The sequence below is a fragment of the Mycobacterium sp. 852002-51971_SCH5477799-a genome, assembly GCF_001667145.1.
GTDB lineage: Bacteria > Actinomycetota > Actinomycetes > Mycobacteriales > Mycobacteriaceae > Mycobacterium.
The window spans coordinates 125,188-146,755 of the sequence record NZ_LZIF01000044.1; the positions used below are offsets into that span (position 1 = coordinate 125,188).

Consider the following 21,568-nt stretch of genomic DNA (forward strand, 5'->3'; position numbering starts at 1 on the left):
CGCGTGCCCGCGCGTCGGGATCGGCGGGGTTCACCGCACACCCTCCTTGGCGTAGACCACCCGCAGCACATGCCCCAGTTCCGGTCCCATCACCAGCTCCGTCAACTCGCAGATCGTCGCAACGAACTCGGGGCCGTGCGGCGGCTCGGCCTGGCACAAATGATGCGCCAGCTCATGCAGCATCACCAGCTCGCGCAGCGCCCAGTCGGCGGTATCGCGATCGGGAACCGCGATAACGCCTGTGCCGTCACGGCTTTCGTAGTGCGCGGCGGTGGCGGCGCGGCGCGGTCGGACTCGGAGCGGCGACACTCCCGGCCACCGTCGCCGCACCGCCGGGAGCGCGAGCACGTCGTCCACATAGCGCTGCGCGGAGGCCACCGAACCGAATCGCCCCTCCGGCGGCAGCGTCAACTGCGTGCCGAAGAACTCCACCACCGGTGAACCGCGCTGGGCGGCACGGTCGAACATCGTCCGGACGAACTCCTCGGCCGCATAGACCTTGGAGCGTTGAGAATCCCGCCGCGGGGAGTTCCCCGACGTCACCCGCTCAGCGCGCTCCGCGCCCCGGGGAGTTCGGGACTGTCGCCCAGCCGCGCTCGCCTGCCGGCCCGGTCCCCGGCACGCCGTGCCGCCGACGAATACCCCGCCGACGCCCGGGCGGCCTGCCAGGTGCCGCGTGCCTTCGACGCACCGCGGTAGTAGTCCACCAGCTCGACCTCCTTGTCCCGCAACGCGATAGCGGTGCCCGGCGCCCGGCGGCGGTCATTGGTCGCTTCCCGCCGGGCCTGGTCGCGGGCCTCGGTCAGCCGCTGGCCGACGCGCGTCCCGAAGGCGAGCTGAAAGTTGAGCCGGGCGGTGATCGTCGGAGTGGGACGATGCGCACCCGAGGCGAGGTAGGCGTCCGATGCGCGGACCATCTGGACGACGAGGCTGGCATACAGCGCGTGGCTGGCGTCGATGTCCTCGACGAACCCGTAGGCGTACACGAACGTCGAATTCGAGGCCACGTCGCAACGCACGTCGTTGGCCGCGGCGATCAGCACGAACAGCTGCACATACGTGCGTAACCCCTTGGTGCCGGCGGCCCCGATGGTGATGGTGCGCTGCGTCGGCGTCTGCGCCGCCGACCGCTGGGGCGAATGCGAGCGGGCCACCGCGAGGTCTATGGACGCGGCCGTCGCGAGCCGCTGCGCGGCGGACATGAACGCGTCGGCTTCATGGGTGTTGTCGGTGCCCTCGGCCTGACGCAGCAGTGCGGCGATGCGCGCCAGCATCTTGTCGTCACTCATTGGCGCCAAGGTACGGGAGCCCGCCGACACGCCCGCCTCACAGGCGAGTGGTGATCCAGGAGACCACGTCATCAAGCACCTGCTCACGCTCGGGCTCGTTGAAAACTTCGTGGTAGAGCCCCGGATAAACCTTCAACTCGACGTCGGTGGACCCCACGCACTCGACGAGGCGCCGGCTGCCCGCGACCGAGATCAGCCGGTCCTGCTCGCCGTGCACCACGAGCAGCGGCGCCGTCAGGGCCGGTGCCCGCCGCGGCATGGTCTCGCCGACCAGCAGCAACGCGCGGCCGATGCCGGCCGGCACCTTGCCGTGATACACCAGCGGGTCTTCTTTGTAGGCGGCCACCACCGCGGGGTCCCGGGAGATGGCGTCGACGTCGAGTTCCTGTGCCGGCAGCCCGGGCATGACGGCCCCGAGCACCTTGGCGGTCAGCGCCAGCAGCGGCGAGACCTGGTCCTGGGCAGCTACCGCGGGCCCCGACAGCACCATCAGGTCGTAGTTGTCCGGGCGTTCGACGCCGTAGGCGAACACGATTCCGCCGCCCATGCTGTGCCCCAGCACGATGCACTTGAGGCCGTGGTGTTCCCGGGTGGCGATGCCGACCAGGGTGTCGAAGTCGGAGGTGTACTCGTGGATGTCGCGCACCAGCACCCGCTTACCGCCGGAGCGACCGTGTCCGCGATGGTCCAGCGCGTAGGTGACCAGGCCGGCCTCGCCGAAGCGCTTTGCGACGTGGTCGTAGCGCCGGGCGTATTCGCCGAGACCGTGTGAGAGCACCAGGACGGCGCGCGGGGCGGTGTCGGGCGTCCAGACGTCGTAGACGATCCGCACACCGCCGAAGCCGTCGAAACTGCGTTCGGTGCGGTTCACTCGGAGGTCCTAGTCATTACGGGCAGCGTAGTGGCTGCTGATTCGGGCCGGACGCCCCGACACTGCGTAGGCTCATGCGGATGAGCCTTCTCGCGCAGAACTCTGAAGGTGACCCGGTAACCGGCGAGGGTTTCTCGGAGCACGCCGAACCCTATCGCCGCGAACTGCTGGCCCACTGCTACCGAATGACCGGGTCGCTGCACGACGCCGAGGACCTGGTGCAAGAGACCTTGCTACGGGCCTGGAAGGCGTACGACCGTTTCGAAGGCAAGTCCTCGATGCGGACGTGGTTGCATCGCATCGCCACCAACACCTGCCTGACCGCGCTGGAGGGACGCCAGCGCAGGCCGTTGCCGGTGGGGCTGGGCGGTCCGAGCTCGGACCCGACGGCCGAGCTGGTGGAGCGACGCGAGGTGCCGTGGCTGGAGCCGCTGCCGGAGTTGACCGAGCATCCGGCCGACCCTTCGGTCGTCGTCGGGTCGCGGGAGTCGGTGCGGTTGGCGTTTGTCGCTGCGCTGCAATACCTCCCACCCCGGCAGCGGGCGGTGCTGCTGCTGCGCGACGTGCTGCAGTGGCGTTCCGCGGAGGTCGCCGATGCGGTCGGGACCACCACCACCGCCGTCAACAGCCTGCTGCAGCGGGCCAGGTCTCAGCTCGAGGAAGTCGGGCCCAGCGCCGAAGACCAACTGGTGCAGCCGGATTCGGCCGAGGCCCAGGACCTGCTGGCACGCTACATCGCCGCGTTCGAGACCTACGACATCGACCGGCTGGTCGACCTGTTCACCGCGGAGGCGATCTGGGAGATGCCGCCGTACATCGGCTGGTACCAGGGCGCGGGAGCCATCGTCACCCTCATCCATCAGCAGTGCCCGGCGGAGGGCAGCGGGGACATGCGCATGCTGCCACTGATCGCCAACGGCCAGCCTGCCGCGGCCATGTACATGCGCACCGGCGAGGTGCATGTCCCTTTTCAGTTACATGTGCTGGATGTCCGGGACGGCAAGGTATCCCATGTGGTGGCCTTCCTCGACGACGCCCTGTTCACAAAATTCGGCCTGCCCAGTTCGCTGTCCGCGGACCAGAGGTGAGAAGGACCCATCCATGACGACCACCACCCAGGTGACGCCAACTCCTGGCAGGCCGGCGCTGCTGCTGAGCGCCTTTGACCTGGCCGACGTGGGCTACTGCGTCGAGGAGTTCTTTCTCGCCGGTACGGCCAGCCGCTATACGCCGGTGAGCGAGCTGGGCCCCGATGGTCGCTGGGACGCAACACCTTCGGATTCAGCGGAGTTCACCACCCGCATCGTGGTCCTGACGCCGTCCGACCCGGCCCGGTTCAACGGGACGGTGCTCGTTGAATGGCTCAACGTCAGCGGCGGCATCGACGCCGCCGCGGTGTGGATGATGGCGCACCGCGAGATGCTGCGCGCAGGTTATGCCTACGTCGCGGTCTCGGCTCAGCGGGTGGGAGTCGAGGGCGGCGAAAGCCTGCTCGGCACGGATTTGTCGCTGAAAGCCCAAGACCCGCAACGGTATGCGGCACTGCACCATCCGGGCGATGCGTTCTCCTACGACATGTTCACCCGAGTCGGCGAGCTCATCAAGACCGGCGAACACGGCGTCATCCTGCGAGGGCTGGCCGCACAACGCGTGATCGCGCTGGGCGAATCCCAGTCCGCGATGTTCCTGACGACCTACATCAATGCCGTCGATCCGCTGGCAGGCACCTACGACGGATTCCTGGTGCACTCCCGGTTCGGCCCGGCCGCCCCGCTGGACGGCAGCTCGATCTTCGACGAATCCTCTGCGACGCAGGCGGTTACGTTCCGCCCGGAACTGCGGGTCCCGCTACTGACAGTCATCACCGAGACCGATGTCTTCGGCGGCCCGCGCGACGGCTACTACTTCGCCAGGCAGCCGGACAATGAGCGGCTGCGGGTCTGGGAGATCGCGGGTGCCGCCCACGCCGACAACTACACGATCCAGGTTGCGTTCATCGATAGCGGCTCGGCACCGATCGAGACCATCGTTGCGGCCTACGCGCCAACCAACAATTTGTTGGGCCAGCAGTTGGCGCACAACATCAACTTCGGTCCCCAGCACCATTACGTGGTGCAGGCCGCGCTCGCGGCGCTGAACACCTGGGTCGCCACCGGCGAACCCGCGCCGAGCGCCAACCCGCTCGAGGTCCGCGAAACCGCCGCGCCGCAACCCGTTCCGGATGGCAACGGGCTCGCCCGCGGTGGCATCCGGACCCCATGGGTGGACGTGCCGATCGCCAAGACGTCGGGCCTGGGCGGCGAAGAGAGCATCATGTCGGCGATCTTCGGCTCCGGAGAGTTGTTCGACGCCAACACGATTCATCGACTCTATCCCGGTGGCAGTGCGCAGTATCTGGAAAGCTTCACCGGGGCCCTCGACGCGGCGGTCGGCGCCGGGTTCATCCTGGCGGCCGACCGCGCCGAAATCCTGCAGCTCGCCGCCGCTACGTTCCCCGACGGCCGCGCTTAGGTCCGATTGCGCGGCTCCTCACTCGCGCCGTTGCGGCGCTCGCCGTCGCCGCGCTTAGAACAGCCGGCTGTCCGGCGGCGGGCCAGGTACCGGACGCACCAGACCGGTCCCGGTGATCAGCGGCAGGTCCAGCGCGGACAGCAGTCCGGGCGGGGCCGCACATACCGCGGGGATGGCGTTGACCATTCGCGACGAGCCGGCGATGCGAGCCCCCAGGTCGTGGTCTGCGGCCTCGGCCATCTCGAATTCGCAGCGCATGCTCGGCGAACCCTCGATCTCCACGCGGTACAGCCCCTGCCCGGACGCCGGCCCAAAGCCGAGGTCCTTCGGCGCGATGGAGATGCGCGGCTGGGGCCAGTCCGGGGCGATGTCGTCGCGCATGCGCGTCACATGGTCGAGCACGAAAGTTGGCTTGCCGTCGACGTAACCCGTGAGCGTCGAACGCATCGCGGCGATGGTGCCGGCGGCGATGTGACCGGTGGGGGTATCGAAGGACTCGGTGGCGGGGATGCGCTCGTTGCTCTCGTCGATGTCCTCGATCTTGACGCCCAGTCCGGCGGCCAACTGGTGCAGCACCGGACCCCAGCCGAAGGTGAAGATCCCCGGCTGGGCCGCGAAGGCCGGGTAGTCCGGTTGCTGGCCGAATCCGAGGATCTCGTAGACGGCGGAGCGGTCCGGATAGGTCGCGTAATTGAACATCTCGGTGACCCGCACCGACTCGATCACCCGCGAGACGCCGGTAAGCACCAGCGGCAGCACGTCATTGGCGAACCCGGAGTCGATGCCGGTCGTGAAGAACGACACGCCCCCGTCGATCGCGGCCTGGCGCAGCGGGTCGGTGAACGCGCCGTCGACGGCGTCGGGGAACACCAGCGGCACCACCGAGCACGACACCACGTTCTTGCCGGCCCGCAGGATGGACGCCATGTCCTCGACGGCCTCCATTGGTCGCAGGTTCGCGGCCGCCGCATACACCACCACGTCGGCATCACCGCCCAGTAGGGCCGCCGGATCCTGGGTGGCCACCACGCCGACGGGCGCGATGCCACACAACTCTCCCGCATCGCGACCGGCTTTCGCATCGCTGTGCACGACGACGTCGACCAGTTGCAGCGCCGGATGGTCGATCACCGCGCGCAGCGCGACCACGCCCATCGACCCCGGCCCCCAAACTCCCACCTTGATCACGACATTCTCCTATTATTAGGACGCATATCTTGACATTTTGGACGGATCGTAGGGAGGCGGCGGTGGATACGTCAATGGCCGGGGCCCGCGGCGAATCGAACACCAAATCACCGCCCACCGCCCGGGTGATGAATCTCCTTACCACCCTGGCGAATTCGTCCCGGGGCCTGACCTCTGCCGAGCTGGCCAAGAGCTGCGCGATCAGCACCTCGACCTGCGCTCTGGTGCTGGCCGAACTGGAGCGGCGGGCCTGGGTGGCGCGCCACACCGATCGCCGCTACGTGCTGGGCAGCGGATTGTTCGGACTGGTTCACGGGCTGCGCGATCAGTTTCCGCTGTTGGACCGCGGGCGCGACGCGCTGCGCTTCCTGCACGACACGCTCGGGGCCGGCTGCTCGATGTCGAGGATCGGCGCCCGGCACCTGACCACCGTCGACGCGGTGGGTCATGGCACCGACGGCGAGCATGCCGTGGGGCAGCGCTTTCCCATCGACCCGCCGTTCGGTCTGGTCGCGATGGCCTGGCGCGACGACGACTTCGTCGACGCGTGGCTGCAGCGCGTGACGCCCAGGTTGAGCCGCACCGAAATCGCCGAGCACCGAAGGGTACTCGCCGATATCCGCGCCCGCGGCTACGGCGCGTGGCGGTTCGACGATACTCACCGCTCGCTGCACACCCGGCTTGCCAATGTGCTGGCCTCGCTGGAACCGACGGCGCAGGTGACCCGCCAGCTCACCACGCTGATGACGATGGTGACCCTGCGTTCGGTCACCGACGTGCTCGAGACCGAATTGCCTACAACGGAATTCGTCGTCTTGCCGATATTCGCCCATGATGGCCAGCCGGAGTACCAGATCGAGATCCACCTCGGCCGCTCCGCCGGGCTTACCTTGCCGGAACTCGACACCGCGCTCCGGCGCGCCCAAGGGTTGCTCACCGCGGCGGTGACCTGACGCGCCCAGACATTAGGCTGGGGCGATGTCAGCCAGCACGGAGCTAAGGGATGCGGGAACCCGCGCCGTCACCAGGACCCCGTGGCTGACATCCCGGCATTCTTTCTCCTTCGGTGGCCACTACGACCCGGGCAACACCCATTTCGGGCTGCTGCTGGTGAACAACGACGACATCGTCTCGCCGGGAACGGGATTCGACACCCACCCGCACCGGGATATGGAGATTGTGACCTGGGTGTTGCGTGGCGAACTGTCGCACCGCGACTCCGCGGGCAATCGAGGCGTGATCTATCCCGGCCTGGCGCAACGCATGTCGGCCGGCAGCGGAATCCTGCACTCCGAGCGCAACGACTCCCCCACTGAGCCGGTTCATTTCGTGCAGATGTGGGTGGTTCCCGATGAGGCCGGCGTCGAACCGAGCTATCAGCAGTATGAGATTGACGAAAGGCTGTTGTTGACGGGCAACCTTGTGACGATCGCCTCAGGGATGTCCGCGCGTGACGCCGCGATCACGCTGCACAACCGCCACGCCGCGCTGCACGTGACGCGGCTGGCGGCCGGTGCCGCGGTGGGCCTCCCGCAGGCTCCCTACCTGCATCTTTTCGCGGCCCAAGGCCGGGTCGACGTGGAGGGAATCGGCGCGGTGGCCGAAGGCGATGCCGTGCGATTTACCGACGCCGACGGCCGGCGCGTGTCGGCGAGCGAGCCGTCGGAACTGCTGATCTGGGAGATGCACGCGAAGCTCGGTGACTGAGGCCATAGAGGGCCGGCTCCCCAGCCCATAGAGTGGGCTCGACAGACAGGAGTCGGCATGCCTCAATCGCACCCGCAGCACGCGGCGCCCAACCCCAACCGGAACATCAAGGCGATCCGCACCGTGCGGTTCTGGGCGGCGCCCCTGGTGATCACCGTGGCGTTGATGTCGGCGCTGTGCGCGCTCTATCTCGGTGGCATCTTGAACCCGACGACCAACCTGCGTCATTTCCCCATCGCGGTGGTGAACGAGGACGCCGGCCCGGGCGGCGCACAGATCGTCGACCGCCTGGTCAATGGGCTGGACAAGAACAAGTTCGACGTTCGCGTGCTCTCCCGTGGTGAGGCCAGGCACCAAATGGACACCGGCCGGGTGTATGGCCAGGTGCTGATACCGCCGAGCTTCTCGTCGAAGTTGCGGGACTTCGCGACCAGCGCGGTGCTGCCCGCCCGCGCGGACCGGCCGTCGATCATGGTTTCCACCAATCCGCGGGCCGGCACGCTCGGCGCGAGCATCGCCAGTCAGACCCTCAACACGGCCATGGGGATGGCCAACGGCATAGCCGGGCAACGGGTTACGGCGGAGGTGGCCGCGCAGACCGGCGGCGCACCGCTGGCCGGGGCGGCCCAGGTGGGCCTGAGCGCCCCCATCGACATCCAGTCGAACGTGTACAACCCGCTGCCGAACGGCACCGGCAACGGCCTGTCCGCCTTCTATTACGCGCTCTTGCTGCTATTGGCCGGATTCACCGGCAGCATCGTCGTCAGCACGCTGGTGGACGCCCTGCTCGGCTATGTGCCTGCCGAATTCGGTCCGGTGTACCGGTTCGCCGAGCAAGTCAGGATTTCCAGATTCCAGACCCTGCTGCTGAAGTGGGCCATGATGGTGCTGCTCGGGCTGATCACCTCGGCGGTGTATCTGGCGATCGCCGACGGGCTCGGCATGCCCATCGACCACAGCTGGCAACTCTGGGCGTTCGGCGTCTTCGCGATCGCTGCGGTGGGCATCACGTCCAGTTCGCTGCTCTCGGTGCTGGGTACGGCCGGAATGTTGGTCAGCATGCTCATCTTCGTGATCCTCGGTCTGCCGTCGGCCGGCGCCACGGTGCCGCTGGAGGCCACGCCGTCCTTCTTCCGCTGGCTGGCCGAATTCGAACCGATGCACCAGGTCTTTTTAGGGGCGCGCTCGCTGCTGTACTTCGGCGGCCATGGCGATGCCGGCCTGACTCAGGCGCTGACCATGACGACGATCGGCCTCGTCATCGGGCTGCTGCTCGGCGGCGTCGTCACGCACCTGTATGACCGCAAGGGCTTTCACCGGATTCCGGGCGCGGTCGAACTGGCGATCGCCCAGGAGCATCAGGCGCAGCACCAGGCCCGCCGCGGTAAGCACGCGGAGGCGGCCGCGGCCGCGCCGGCCAAATCCGAGCCGGCGGCCAAATCCGAGCCGGCGGGATCCGGCATCGCCGAACCCGCCGGCACCGAACCCGAAAGTTCAAGCGAGCAAGCGTAATTCGCGTGTAGCCCGACCGTCACCGCAGCGTTACCTTTGTTGACACTGTGACTAATGAGGCTGATGATGTATCTGTTGCATCCAGCTCCAGGCGGAAAGGGCTATCGTGCTGACCCGACGCGCCAGCTTCCGCCCGCTCTCGGCGTCCTGCGCCGCCGTCGTCACCTGCCTCACGCTGGCGGTCACCTCCGGACAGCCCCTTGCCCGGGCCGCCGACGGCCGCGACCTGCTGGCCAGCGCAATCGGCAGCACCCGCGGTTCCTACCTGGTCTACAACTTCGGCGCCGGCCATCCCGCGCCGATGCTCAACGCCGGTGGCGGCTGGTACGAGATGAACAACGGCGGCCACCTGATGATCATCAAGAACGCTGCGGGACGCCTGTCTCCGCACTTGCTGGTCGACACGCACCAGGGCGATCAGGCCCGGTGCGAGAACAACCCCGCGGCCCGCACCGGAGAGGGCCTCTGGCAGGCCTCGGAGCTCTACACCCCGCTGCAGGCCTGGCAGCGCATGGGCCAGCCGACCATCGCGATCAACGCCAACTTCTTCGACGTCCGCGGACAGAAGGGCGGGTCGTGGCGCCAGACCGGCTGCAGTTCACCGCTGGGCGCCTTCGTCGACAACACCCACGGGCAGGGCCGCGCCAACCAATCGGTCACCGGCACCGTCGCCTACCCCGGCAAGCAGGGCCTGTCCGGTGGCGGCGAAAGCTGGAGCGCGCTGTCAACCATGATCCTGCCGTCCGGCGGTGCGCCATATGTGGTGTGGCCCAAGACAAAAAACGACTATGACGCAGCCACTCCGGTGGTCGCCGACCTGCTCAATAAGAACGATCGATTCGTCGCGGTCTCGGGCATCGGGCTGTTGGCGCCCGGCAACACCGGACAGCTGCACGACGGCGGCCCCAGCGCCGCCCGAACGGCCATTGCTTACGCCCGGCAGAAAGACGAGATGTACATCTTCGAGGGCGGCAACTACACCCCGGACAACATGCAGGACCTCTTCCGCGGACTCGGCAGTGACAACGCCGTCCTGCTCGACGGGGGTGGCTCGTCGGCGATCGTGCTGCGCCGCGACACCGGCGGCATGTGGGCCGGCGCCGGATCACCGCGCGGATCGTGCGACACCCGGCAGGTGCTCTGCGATTCCCACGAGCGGGCGCTGCCCAGCTGGCTAGCGTTCAACTAGCAACGGTCACAGCGGGTTTCGTCGCGGGCGGCCCTAACCGGAAGATCAGCAGGCTCGCGGCTATCACCGCCGCGGCGACCACGAAAACCGGGGCGATGACGTATCTCGACATCGTCGCACCGAAGAAGGCGCCGGCGCCCATGGTGACCACTACCCCGATGCGCAGCCTGTGGCGTTCGCCGGTGCCGCCGGCCAGGCGGCTGTCCAGTCCAAGGCTGACGATCGTCGACGTCAGCACCGTGGTGGACAGCTCCTGAATGCCGAACTGGCGCGCGCTCGAGTGTTGTAAGCCGAACGTCACCGCGAGGATGCCGATCATGAACAGCTTCGAATTCCCCTGATAGCGCAGCACTCCCGTGCCCGCCAAGATCGCCAGCGCCACCAGCAGCACGATCTCGGTCGCCAGTACCGTGCTGATCCACGCTCGTGTGCGGCTGCCGAAATGGCGTGCGAGTCGGCCGCTGATGATCGTCGTGCACATGAAGGTCGGTAGCGCCACCACGACGGCGGTCAGGTCAATGGTGGTGCTCGGAGCAAGCCAGAATCCGAGGAAGATCACGTTGCCGGTCATATTCGCGACGAACACGTGACCGAGCGCCAGGATACTTATCGAGTCGGCCAATCCGGTGGCGAAGGTCAACAGCAGCAACGCTGCTACGGTCCATCGTTCGGATACCGGAGACGTGGCAGCCATGCGGCGCAGTATCTTTCGGCTTCGCCGGGCGCCGCGGCTAAACTTTCGGTGTCAGATCCAACGACGTGATGGTCGTCATCCTGGTTACCAGCCAATGGTTGTGGGACCGCTTCAAGAACAGCCGATAGGACAGGTACTTCAGCGACGGGACGTTCTTGGTCAACGGGCTGGTGGAGGTCGTATTGGTGTAAACGATGACTGCGGCGTTGGGGTCGTCGAGCGTTTCGACCGCAGCGCCGGTGACCTCGGTGCTGTTGGTGATCTTGGCCTGCTTGTTGGGCGCCACGATCGCGTCGACAAATTTGCGGTACTGCGCTTCGAAATCGCCGCTGAGGTAGTGGGATGCGCGGTCGGCCAGGGTGTCCATGTTTTCCGGCGTGTACGTCCACAGGGTGGTGATCGCGCTGGCCGCGGTCCGCGCGACGTTCAGTTTCGTTGCGGCGAGGGCTCGGTCGGCCAGATAAGGCTGCAGCATCGCGCCGGCGAACGCGGCGGATCCGACGAACAGCAGGGCGGCAATCGTGGCGACGACGCCCCAGACCTTGCCGGTCCGCCGCTTTTTCCGCGCGCCGTCGGACGCAGTGTCGGCGGCCTGCTCGGCGTCCTGGTCGGCCTGCTCGGCGTCCTGGTCGGTGGCTTCGTCCTCGTCGGTGGCTTCGTCCTCGGCGCCGTTTGGTTCGGCGGTGACCTCGGATTCCGTTGTCGCGTCGGCTTTTTCGTCGGTCGACTGCGGGCTGTCGGCCCCTGCCGCCTGGGTCGCGTCGTCCTCGGCGGCGGCGGTTTTCTCCTCGGCGGTCACATCACCTGCTGCAGGTTGCTGATCTTCCACTGGTTCCCTTCCTGCGTCGCGGTTGCCGCCCAACGATTGGCGTTCTGCAATACCTGTTTTTCATCCGGCGACTTGGTGGTGATCGCCGTGGCCACCATGACATTGACGCTGCCGTCGTCGTTCCATCGCTCCAGGCCGGCATCCAGGACGGTGCCGGTGGCCGGTTCGGCCCGGGCGACCTGGAGGAGAATCTCGTTGGCGTTCTTCTGATATTGCTTGGCGAAGTCGCCGGTTGCCTGCGCCAAGATCCGGTTCACGTAGTCGTTGGCGTGGAACGGATCGATCGAGGTGAACTGCGTCATGAAGCCGCTCACGTAGTTCAGCACCTCGCGGTCTTTCGACGCCGTGCGCGCCCGCGACGCGTGCGAGGCGAGCATTAGCGCGCAGGCGGTGATCGCGGCCACCATCAGCACCGCGGCGACCGTGCCGGCCAACGGCACCAGCCAGGGTCGCTGCGCCTCGACATCGACCGGGCGCGCAACGAGCAGGGGTCGTTCCCCGGGCGCAAACCTGCGGCGCGGGCTCATTTACCGCTCCCCGGCTGCCTCGGCTTGGTCAGCACGTTGAGATCGTCGACGCGCCAATCGTTTCCGCCGGCCTTGACCAAGTTCACCCGGACGGTGGCGCTGATGTAGCGCTGCTCGGGCCCCACGCCGCGCCGCCCCTGCATGAACAGCAGCATCGTTGCCCGATCCGGGCTCGCCGATTCGATCGAGCTGTTGGTCACCCAATACTCGTTGATGACCGGCTTACCCTTCTGAACCAAGTCCTGCTGGGCCGCCAGCTGGGGCCGATATTTGTCGGTCGCCAGCGACAGTGCCCGGGTGAAGTCGTCGTGCAGCGTCTTGGGGTCATACGTCAGCATCTGGGCCACCATCTTGGGCCCCTGCGTCGCGATCTGGGCACGGGTCTGATCGGTCGCCCGGTCCGCGGAGTAGACCACGAAGAAGCTCACCGCGGCCCCGGCCAGGCAGAGGACCACCGCGCTCGATGCGGCAACCGCGCTCCAGCGCCGGATGTGGGGCGGCGCCGTGTCCGGTTCCGCGCGGTGCACTTCGGTGCGCGTCAACATGTCGGCGAAGGTACGGCGGCGTGAATCCCACAGGGGCCAAAGCCATCCCACGATCGACACGGTGTCGAGCAGGTGGGCGAGGTCCCGGAGTAGCAGGGTCCACGGCCCCGGCGCGGTCCCGCTGGGTCGTGTCACGGTGGCACCCACCAGCGCGCGGCCCAGGCTCCAGCCGGCGATCACCGGCAGCAAGAGCCGGTTGACCAGAACCAGAAGGATCACTACGCCCAGGACGGAGATCGTCAGCCACCACCACACGCCGCCCGCGGGCACGGTGAACGACACCAATGCCAGGGTCGTCACGACGGCGATGCCGGGCAGCACGTCGATGGCGAATGCGCTGACGCGAGAACGCCAGGGCGCCAAGGTTTCCCGCGATGACTCCTGGATTGCGGTGGGCGCAGTCGGTTCGACCACCACCGTCACTTCGTCACCTGGTCGAGCTTCGAAATCTTGTATTGCCCTTCAGCGAAGGCCATTTTCACGCGCAACCGGTAGCCGGCTTCGCTCTGGTTCTGGTCGCTGGCCACCTTGACGCGCAGCGCGACAAGGATGTCGACCGACCCGTCGGGGTTGTTGCGTTCGACGGCCGCCCGCACATCCGACACCTGGACGTGGATGTTCGCGGCCTGATACGCCTGCACGAGCATGCTGGTATACAGCAACGCTTGCGAGCGGAAGGCATCCGTGCCGCAGTCGATGATCTTCTGCTCGCTCGCGGTCATCGCGTTGGTGTCCGGCGCCTGGGTCGCCGACACGCACTCCACCGCGGCCTTCAGCGCCGCGTCGTCGTTGCGGGCGGTCCGTTGGGTTTGGTGGTGGTAGTGCAGCGCGAGGTAACCACCGGCCCCGACGGCGCCGGCACACAGCACCAGCACCGCGGCGATGGCGGCCCACCACCCGCGACCCACCCGGGACGGACCGCGCGGTGCCGCCACGGCGGGTTCACCGGATTCCGCGACATCCTCGGCAGCGCCGCCGGACTCGGCCCGGTCGGCGTCGACGTCGGCAGCGCCATCGGTGGATTCCACGGCATCCGCGGAGGCGTCCTGCGGATCGGTTTGCCCGGATCCGGTCTCGGGTGCCGTCGAATCCTCGTCCTTGTCCTGCGTGGTCAACGAATCGTCCGTGTCGATGGGGTTCAGCCGGCTGGTGCCAGCATCTCCTTCCATCCATCGTCTCCTGTTCTGGTCGAGTTCTCGACGGAGTATTTCACTCCGTCTGGCCCTACCAGTTCACCGCTTTGGGGACTGTAGATCGCCGAGGGAGGCCCGCTGGGTTTGTAGACACAGGGGTTGGGCTGCTGGCCATTGCACTGCACGGTACCCGACCCCGGCCGGGACAACGGATCGCTGGTCGGCGGGGGCGTGCCCGCGACCCGGTCCGAGGGTGCCGGGTTCAGCCCGGTGTCCACCGACGGCGCCGGGATCACGATGCCTGGCTTGACCGGCTGGTCACACCGCGCCGAGGGCGCGGGACAGGTCAGCGTCTGATTGGGGTCGCCGTACCACGGGTTGGTACCCGCGGGCACATACGGCTTGGGATCGCGGCACTCCCGCGGCGTCGCGGCCCGCTTGCCCGGAATGTCGGTACACGGGATGTTGCGCGATCCGCGCACGCTGTTGGCCGGGGTCTCCATCGGGATCTTGCAGTACGTTCCCGTGGGCAGCGGCTGGATGCTGGTGTCCGCCGGTGACCGCCACTCGGGGGCCGGGATGAAGCCGGTCAGGCAGGGCGGCGGCTGGTTGATCGACAGCGCCAGGTCGAGCGCGGCCATGTTGGGGAACGGCGCGGCCACCGTCTGGGCGATCGATGCACCCTGCGGGAGGAACACCAAGACCTGCTCGAGGCCGGTGTGGTAGCGCTTGAGCAGATCGATAACCACCTCGAGGTTGGCCAGCGTCTGCGGCAGCGAATCCCGCACGTCGTTGAACGTTGCGGCGACCTGATCGGCCGTCGGCGCCGCCTGGCGCAGCACGCTCTTCAGGTGTTGATCTTCCTGCGCGGTCTGGGCGCCGAGCCTGTTCAGGTTGCGCGCCCAGCGCTCGATGTTGTCACCCGATTTGACCTGGCTGTCGAGCACCGGGCCGGAGTTTTGGATGATGTCGTTGACGTCGGTCATCTGATTTTTGAAGTCGCCGACGATTGCCTGCGTGGCGTCGACCAACCGCTGCAGGTTCGGGCCCAACCCGCCGACGGCTTGCGCCGTCTCGTCGAGCAGCTGGCCGATCTTCTCTTTAGGCAGCACCGCCAGCCCCCGGTTGGCCGTGTCCAGCGCCGGACCGATCTCGGCGGGCACGGTGCCCTTCGTGATGGTCTGGCCCTCCGCCAGGTACTTGCCGATGCCGCCGGACGACGTCAGGTCCAGGTACTGCTCACCGACGGCCGAGACCGAGTGCACGTTGGCCGTCGCATCGATCGGGATCTTGTAGTGACTGTCGATGCTCATCGTCGCCTGGACGCCGTGCTCGGTCGGCTCGACATCGGTGACCTTGCCGATGGTGATGCCGCGATAAGTGACATTGGCCGTGGGATACAGGCCGCCCGATGCGGGCAGGTCGGCCTTCAGCGTGTAGCGGCCGATGCCGACCAGGCTCGGGATCTGCAGGTAGTAGATCCCGAGGACCAGCAGCGAGATGACGGTCAGGATCCCGAAGGCGATCAGCTGCCGTCGGATGAAGGGAGTCAGCAATTCCGGTCCCCCCTTTCCACCAGCGGTCCACCCGGTGCGTCGTTCGGGTTCGGCGTGTAGCGCACGTCGGGGATCATCGTCTCCGGATCGCGCCCGAACGACTGCTCAAGCGCCCGCAGTGCTCCCGACAATCCGGTTCCGGTGAGGAACGCGTTGTCGACCGCGCTGTAGGTCAGGTCGAGCGTCAGCGAGATGTTGATGTAGTCACCGCGGAAGATCTTCGGGACCGTGTCGATGTCGAACGGCTGGGTGAGGATCAACTTCAGCGCGCCGATCAAGTACGGCGAGGCCCGGCCAAGCTCCTTCAGCGGGCACTGCAGCGCCTGCAAGTCCGTGTGCAGCGGCCCGCGCGTCTCCGACAGATACTGATCGGCGACCTGACTGAGCCGTCCCACCGCATCGGTAGCGTTGATCAGCAGGTTCTTGGTGTCGGCGAAATGCTTGATCAGCGGCGGAACGTCGGTGAGCACGCGATCAAGGACGTCAGCCCGGCCACCCACGTAGGTCAGCAGCCGGTTGGTCGAATCGATCGCGTGCGTGATGTCGCCGCGCTGCTGGTTGAGCTGGTTGGTGAATGTGTCCAACTTGCCGAGCAGGGCCCGGATCTGGTCGCCGCGTCCGTTGAAGATGTTGTAGATCTCGTTCTGCAGCACCTCCAGGTTCGGGATGCCGCCGCCGCGCAGGATGAGCGACAGACTGGCCAGCGTCTGCTCGGTCGTGGGATACGAGGTCGAGTTCTTCAGCGGAATTGTGTCACCGTTCTTGAGCAGTTCGGGCGACGAGTTTGGCGGCGCGGCGAGCTCGACGTGCTGCGAACCCAGCAACGAGGTCTGGCCGATTCTGGCGATGGCGTTTTTGGGCAGCTTGACCTTTTTGTCCAGGCCCAGCGTCAGGGTGGCTATCCAGTTCTTCAACTGGATGTCCTTGATCGAGCCGACGAACACGTCCGCGACCATCACCTTGCTGTTGCCGTTTATCGCCAAGGTGTCGGGCACCTGCACGTAGACGGTCATGGCGCCCGAGCCGCTGCCGGGGCCGCCCGGGATGGCGACGTTGGAGATGCCTTTCCAGCCACACGAGCTCAGCACCATCGCGGCGATCAGCAGAACCAGCCCTTGCCAGCTCCGATGGCGGAGCACGCGAAGCGCGCTCCTTGCGGGCCGGCCGCTCGGCTTGCTTCCCAGTGCGCTCGTCGCGCCACTCACTGGCCACCTCCAAAGTCAGCGGGTGACGCGGGCCCGCCCGCGTTCGGTGCGGGTGCGGACACCGGCGCTGGTGTCGGGGCGACCGGACCCGGCACCACGCCCGGCCCCGGCGGTGGCGGCGGAATGGGAACTTGCGGCGGAACCTGGCCGATGACGGGCGCTATCGGGTTCTCGTCGTAAGCGTTCGGCGGACCGGGCGGGGTCTGCAGGGTCGACTGAACCGGCTCGATGTTCGGGCCGCCCATCAGCTCATTCAGCGAGTCCGGGGTCATCAGGCCCGCGGTGATCGGTCCCACCTGCTGGCCCTGCATACCGGGCGCGACGATCCAGCCCGGCTGGGTGTTGCGGTGTGACGTCGGGGTGTCCGGCACCCAGATGCCCGGGACGGTGGTGTCCTTGTATCCGTTCGGCGGATGCAGCCGATCCTCCGAATAGGCGACTTCCTTGGGCAGCGTCTCGGCCGTGCTGAACAGGTTCAGCCCGAACGGCGGGTAGTTGAACTTGATCGCGTCGAGAATCGGCGAGAGGTACTGCGCGCACAGCTCGGCCGACTCCTGGTAGCCCAGCCGGCTGCCGGCCTGGATGGCGCTACAGATGAACTGCATCGGGTTCGCGAAGTTGGTGATCGACGGGATAGCGACCACCGAACCGTGCGACGGATGATAGATCTGGTTGATGTTCGCCGCGGCCGTCGGCAGGACGTGCAGCGCGGTCTCGAGCCCATTCAGCGGGTCCGGTTGCAGCAGCGCATTGGTCGCGGTCTCGAGATTGTTGACGTCCTGGGTCAGCACCGCGCGGTTCTGGTTCAGAAACGGACGGATCGTGCTGAGCAGACCGTCGAACTGCTCGATGGCGTTTGCCAGGTCGTTGTCGGAGTGCGCGAGGTGCGTGGTGAAATCGGCCAGGTTCTGGTTGAGCGCGACGAACTGCTGGTCGTCGTTGTGCAGCGCGTTGACGAACAGCGCCAGGCTGCGCACCACAGCGAAGAAGTCGCCGCGACCCTCGTTCAACGCGGTCAGCGCCTGCGACAGGCTGCTCAGCGTGTTGTTGAACTGCTTGCCCTTGCCGGCCAACCCATTAGCGAACGACTCGATGACCTCACCGAACGGGCCTTTCGGCTGCTCGGGTGTGGGGCCCAGCTTGGAGATGATGTTGGTGATGCTGTTGCGCAGCTGGTCCCACTCCACCGGCACCTGGGTGCGTTCTTCGGGGATCACCGCGTTGTCGGCCAGCACCGGACCGCCCTTGTAGGCCGGCTCCAGCTGAATGGACCGCGACGCCACCAGGGTGGGGTTGAGAATCACCGCCGAGGCGTTGGCGGGAACCCGGTACTGGTTCTCGTAGTGGAACGTGACCTTCATCTTGCTGCCGGACGGCTCGATCTTGTCGATCGCGCCCACGCGCAGCCCCATGATTTGGACCTTGTCGCCCGGGTACAGCGCGTTCGCCGCCGGGAAATAGGCCACCACCGTGTTGGTGGTCACCTTCTGGTACAGCCGCCAACCCACATAGCCGACGACGATCGCCAGGATCACCACCAGCGACGCGATGATCACCGACGCCCGAGTCAGCTTCGGCAGCCGCAGGTTGCGGACATCAAAGATGGTGCTCAATTCTGGCTACCTCCCCCCGCTGCGCCACTGCCTCCGGATCCTCCGGGATTGATGAACGGTGCCGGCAGTTGGTTGCCCGGCCCGGGCGGCGCCGGCGGTCCCGGCGGGAATCCCGGCGCGAACGTCGACGGCGGCGGCGTGGGCCCCGCCGGTGCGAGGTTCTCGGTGCGCGCGCCGGGGGGTGCCTGCGTCGGCATCGGCACCGGCGTCCCCGGAACGTCGGGTGGCGGATCGCCCGGCCGGCCCGCAATCGGGATGCCCGGCGTCGGCGGCAGACCCGCGGGGTTCGGCGGCGACGTCATCACGTCCACGGGTGCCGGGAAGCCCGGCCCACCGAACGGTCCAGTCATGGCACCCGCACACGGCAACGGATTCCACGGCCGCGGCAAACCCTCGTCCCCGACGGTGACATTGCCGCCCGGATTGGCCGGCGTGTACGAGCAGGGGGATCCCGGTGGGACGGCCGGACCCGGGTGATCGGGCGTGCCCTCCAGCACCGGCGGTGCTGGCGGCGGCGCGCCGTTGGGGAACCGGGTGCCGTTGGGATCGGGGAACCGGAAGGCCGGCAATCCGGCACTGCGCCAGAAGTTCTCCGGATCGATGCCGCGCTTCTTGAAGGCGGCGTCGACCCAGGGCTGGGAAATCTGGTACAGGGCCAGGTTGTGCAGGACCACTTTGAAGAACGGTCCCGAGGCGATGGCCTCGTTCAGCGACGGCAGGAACTTGCCGACCTCGGTGAACCCGTTGGCCAGGTCGTCTTTGCGCTGCACCAGGATGTCGCTGACGGTGTGCAGTTGTTCGAGCACGTGGTTGAGGTTCGGGTTGTCGTTGATGAAGCCCTTGACCTGTTCGGAGAACGAGGCGATGTTGCCGAGCAGGGCGTCGATCGCCTGGCCGCGCTCGTTGAAGGCGGCCAGCAGCGTCTTGGTGTTGACCAACAACCGGTCGATCTGATCGCTGCGATCGCCGAGGATGCCGGCCACCTTGTTGGCCTGGGCGAGCAAATGCTTGACCTCTTCGTCGCGCTTGCCGACGGTGGCGGAGAACTTCTCCACCCCTTCGAGCGCCGGGCTCAGGTGCGGGTAGGTCTGGTCGATGGTCTGCGACAACACGTGCAGAGACTGCTTCACGGCGTCGATATCCCAACCCTGGGCGGCCTTGGTGACGTCGAAGAACGCGTCGTAAATCTGGTAGGGCGTGGTGCTTTGGCCGATCGGCAACGTCCCCCCCGGCTTCAGCGTCTGGTTGCCACGCGGCTCGAGTTCGAGGACCTTCTTACCGAGGATGGTGTCGGTCTTGACCGCGATCCGGCTCTCGGTGCCGAATCGCTCAGCGCCCGCGTTGAATTGAACCGCGACGTGATCGCCGTCGATCTTGAGGCCCTCGACCTTGCCGACGTCCACACCGGCGATGCGCACCTTGTCGCCTTTGCTGAGGCCGCCGGTGTCGCTGAACTGCCCGTAGTAGTGCGGTTTGGCCATCAACATCGGGACACTGGTGAAACTTTGGCCGACGCCGATCACCAGCGCCGTCACGACGATGCCCATCAGACCGATTCGGACCCGGTTGGGTGGTTCCAGTGTTCTCATTGCGGCGTGCACCTACCCGTCGGCTGCTGGAACAGCCTGACCGTGCGGACCGGACCACCGGCCTGCAAGCCGTTGATCTTCAGGGTGATGTCGCAGGCGTAGAAGTTCACGAAGTCCCCGTAGGACCCGATTGCACGCCCGATCATGTTCAACGCCGTCGGCACCTTCTTGAGGTAGTCCTGCAGTTGGTCCTGCTGGTCGATCAGCGGCTGTTGCACCGCGTCGAGGTAGTTGAGCGTCTTGTGCAGCAGGCCGCGGTCCTCGGCCAACAGGTCGGCTACCGTGCCGGCGGCGTTGCTGATGTGCGCGGTCCCACCGGCCAGTTGGTCGCCGTGGTCCTTCAGACCCGTGATCAACACCTCCAGGTTGTTGATGGTCTGGTCGAACTGCTGCCGGTGCCGAACTGTCGTGTCCAGCACCGTATTCAGGTTCTTGATGACCTCGCCGATCGCCTGGTCGCGCTCGCCGAGCTGGCTGGTCAGCTGCGCGGTCTGGTCGAGAATGTCGTTGATGGTGCCGCCCTGGCCCTGGAACACAGTGACCAGCGCGGTCGCGATGGTGTTCACCTTTTGCGGGTCAAGCGCCCGGAACAGTGGCTTGAACCCACCGATCAGGGCGTCGAGGTCGAGCGCCGGCTGGGTGCGCGCCACCGGGATGAACCCGTTGGGCGGCAGGACCTTGTCGGCCCCCTCGCCTTGACCGCGCTTGAGCTCCAGGTAGCGATTGCCGATCAGGTCGAGGTAGCGGATCTGGGCGCTCGTCGACTGGTACAGCGGTATTGAGCGGTCGACGTTGAATTTCACCAGCGCCCGCTTGCCGCCGTCGACCAGCTTTACCGTGTCGACCTTCCCGACCTCAACGCCAGAGGCGCGGACGAACTGACCCGCGCGTAGGCCGCTGACGTTGGCGAACTCCGCCGAGTACTTGTTGGTGCGGTCGAACCGCATCTGACCGAACACGACGATGATCATCACAGTGAAGACCAGCAGCACGACGCCGAAGATGCTGAGCTTGACAAGGGTTCCGGTGATTTTCATGGGTTGATCGTGTTATCCCCTACCTGGCGGCCCCAGACGTATTCGATCGCAAACGGCGATCCGGTGTCGAGGTGGTTGTACGGCGCGAGGCTGTTACCGGAGTCCATTACCAGCTCCGGAGCGGGCCACAGGTCGTGGGTGAGGGGTTGCCAGCAACCCGGTGCACCGCCCGGGCCGCCGCGCGCGTTCACCCGAGGCAGATTCTCCGGGTAGACGTATGGGTTGGGCGCACCCCCGATCAGGCCGGCGGCGCCGCCGAGCCCCATCGTGAGCGCGGCGACGGCTACCAGTGAGAGGGGGTTCGCGACCAATCCCAATCCGGACAGCGCCTGCGTGTGGCTGTTGAGCGAGTAGCCGTTGCCGCCCAGGAACGAGGCGGCCTTGGGCTCGATGTCGTGGTAGTTACGCACGGTGCAGAACAACTCGGGGCTGTAGGTGTCCAGCAGCTGCGCCGTCGGCACCAGGTCGGCCGCGCCGCGCGCCAGATACGGCCCACCCTTCTCGAACAGCTCCGCACCCGTGTTGCCGAACCCGACCGCCGACAACAACGCCTGATCCAAATCCTTTTGCTGG

Annotated in this window: 20 protein-coding genes and 1 pseudogene; 6 read left to right on the forward strand and 15 right to left on the reverse strand. The window is 66.9% G+C overall.

Annotated elements, in window-relative coordinates; genetic code table 11:
- Positions 1-30: 30 nt before the first annotated feature.
- From A5753_RS05120 to A5753_RS05130, 3 genes are read right to left on the reverse strand one after another with little or no spacing between them, the layout of a single operon-like run.
- Positions 31-543 (reverse strand): TIGR04338 family metallohydrolase, encoded by a 513-nt coding sequence (locus tag A5753_RS05120; protein WP_067124086.1) that lies wholly within the window; start codon positions 541-543, stop codon positions 31-33.
- Positions 540-1,289: a DUF2786 domain-containing protein gene (locus tag A5753_RS05125; RefSeq protein ID WP_067124088.1), complete on the reverse strand. Its 750-nt coding sequence runs from the start codon at positions 1,287-1,289 to the stop codon at positions 540-542. The genes A5753_RS05120 and A5753_RS05125 overlap by 4 nt, the downstream gene beginning before the upstream one ends.
- Before the next feature lie 37 nt (positions 1,290-1,326).
- Complete coding sequence (locus tag A5753_RS05130) at positions 1,327-2,121, reverse strand: alpha/beta hydrolase (protein WP_231989997.1); 795 nt, start codon at positions 2,119-2,121, stop codon at positions 1,327-1,329.
- On the opposite strand from A5753_RS05130, the pseudogene A5753_RS05135 reads away from it, so the two are divergent.
- Positions 2,114-3,248: pseudogene (locus tag A5753_RS05135) on the forward strand (sigma-70 family RNA polymerase sigma factor). The gene A5753_RS05130 and the pseudogene A5753_RS05135 sit on opposite strands and share 8 nt — an antisense overlap.
- Positions 3,249-3,261: 13 nt before the next feature.
- On the forward strand, positions 3,262-4,671 hold the full coding sequence (locus A5753_RS05140; RefSeq protein ID WP_067124094.1) for an alpha/beta hydrolase domain-containing protein: 1,410 nt from the start codon (positions 3,262-3,264) through the stop codon (positions 4,669-4,671).
- A gap of 54 nt (positions 4,672-4,725) precedes the next feature.
- On the opposite strand, the gene A5753_RS05145 is transcribed toward A5753_RS05140, so the two are convergent.
- The gene (locus tag A5753_RS05145) at positions 4,726-5,859 is read right to left on the reverse strand and encodes a dihydrodipicolinate reductase (RefSeq protein ID WP_082971176.1); all 1,134 of its coding nucleotides are present in this window, start codon (positions 5,857-5,859) and stop codon (positions 4,726-4,728) included.
- 74 nt (positions 5,860-5,933) lie between these two features.
- Between A5753_RS05145 and A5753_RS05150 the strand changes: the two genes are divergently transcribed.
- The 4 genes from A5753_RS05150 (at position 5,934) to A5753_RS05165 (ending at position 10,267) form a co-directional block, all read left to right on the forward strand.
- Entirely contained in the window at positions 5,934-6,812 is an 879-nt protein-coding gene (locus A5753_RS05150; RefSeq protein WP_067124098.1) for a transcriptional regulator, read from the forward strand.
- Between the two features lie 25 nt (positions 6,813-6,837).
- Entirely contained in the window at positions 6,838-7,566 is a 729-nt protein-coding gene (locus A5753_RS05155; protein ID WP_067124100.1) for a pirin-like bicupin family protein, read from the forward strand.
- Between the two features lie 57 nt (positions 7,567-7,623).
- Positions 7,624-9,078, forward strand: a complete 1,455-nt coding sequence (locus A5753_RS05160) for a YhgE/Pip domain-containing protein (RefSeq protein WP_067124102.1) — start codon at positions 7,624-7,626, stop codon at positions 9,076-9,078.
- A gap of 79 nt (positions 9,079-9,157) precedes the next feature.
- Positions 9,158-10,267: a phosphodiester glycosidase family protein gene (locus A5753_RS05165; RefSeq protein ID WP_156655947.1), complete on the forward strand. Its 1,110-nt coding sequence runs from the start codon at positions 9,158-9,160 to the stop codon at positions 10,265-10,267.
- Here the strand turns inward: A5753_RS05165 and A5753_RS05170 are convergent.
- From A5753_RS05170 to A5753_RS05220, 11 genes are all read right to left on the reverse strand, one after another.
- Complete coding sequence (locus A5753_RS05170; protein WP_067124106.1) at positions 10,260-10,961, reverse strand: YoaK family protein; 702 nt, start codon at positions 10,959-10,961, stop codon at positions 10,260-10,262. The two genes, A5753_RS05165 and A5753_RS05170, sit on opposite strands and share 8 nt — an antisense overlap.
- Positions 10,962-10,998: 37 nt before the next feature.
- Positions 10,999-11,790: a mammalian cell entry protein gene (locus tag A5753_RS05175; protein WP_067124108.1), complete on the reverse strand. Its 792-nt coding sequence runs from the start codon at positions 11,788-11,790 to the stop codon at positions 10,999-11,001.
- On the reverse strand, positions 11,757-12,317 hold the full coding sequence (locus A5753_RS05180) for a mammalian cell entry protein (RefSeq protein WP_067124110.1): 561 nt from the start codon (positions 12,315-12,317) through the stop codon (positions 11,757-11,759). Before A5753_RS05180 ends, A5753_RS05175 begins: the two co-directional genes overlap by 34 nt.
- Positions 12,314-13,285, reverse strand: coding sequence for an RDD family protein (locus A5753_RS05185; protein WP_067124112.1), 972 nt, complete (start codon positions 13,283-13,285; stop codon positions 12,314-12,316). Before A5753_RS05185 ends, A5753_RS05180 begins: the two co-directional genes overlap by 4 nt.
- Positions 13,282-14,031, reverse strand: a complete 750-nt coding sequence (locus A5753_RS05190) for an Mce protein (protein ID WP_067124114.1) — start codon at positions 14,029-14,031, stop codon at positions 13,282-13,284. The genes A5753_RS05185 and A5753_RS05190 overlap by 4 nt, the downstream gene beginning before the upstream one ends.
- Positions 14,001-15,551 carry a virulence factor Mce family protein gene (locus tag A5753_RS05195; protein WP_067124116.1) on the reverse strand — a complete coding sequence of 517 codons (1,551 nt, stop codon included), beginning with the start codon at positions 15,549-15,551 and terminating at the stop codon, positions 14,001-14,003. The genes A5753_RS05190 and A5753_RS05195 overlap by 31 nt, the downstream gene beginning before the upstream one ends.
- Positions 15,545-16,735 (reverse strand): virulence factor Mce family protein, encoded by a 1,191-nt coding sequence (locus A5753_RS05200; RefSeq protein WP_067124142.1) that lies wholly within the window; start codon positions 16,733-16,735, stop codon positions 15,545-15,547. The genes A5753_RS05195 and A5753_RS05200 overlap by 7 nt, the downstream gene beginning before the upstream one ends.
- Positions 16,736-16,752: 17 nt before the next feature.
- Positions 16,753-18,369, reverse strand: a complete 1,617-nt coding sequence (locus A5753_RS05205; protein WP_067124118.1) for a virulence factor Mce family protein — start codon at positions 18,367-18,369, stop codon at positions 16,753-16,755.
- The gene (locus A5753_RS05210) at positions 18,366-19,958 is read right to left on the reverse strand and encodes a virulence factor Mce family protein (RefSeq protein WP_067124120.1); all 1,593 of its coding nucleotides are present in this window, start codon (positions 19,956-19,958) and stop codon (positions 18,366-18,368) included. The genes A5753_RS05205 and A5753_RS05210 overlap by 4 nt, the downstream gene beginning before the upstream one ends.
- Positions 19,955-20,995, reverse strand: coding sequence for a virulence factor Mce family protein (locus A5753_RS05215; RefSeq protein ID WP_067124122.1), 1,041 nt, complete (start codon positions 20,993-20,995; stop codon positions 19,955-19,957). The genes A5753_RS05210 and A5753_RS05215 overlap by 4 nt, the downstream gene beginning before the upstream one ends.
- A partial coding sequence (locus A5753_RS05220; protein WP_197694584.1) for an MCE family protein occupies positions 20,992-21,568 on the reverse strand: 577 nt, incomplete at its 5' end. The genes A5753_RS05220 and A5753_RS05215, both read right to left, overlap by 4 nt.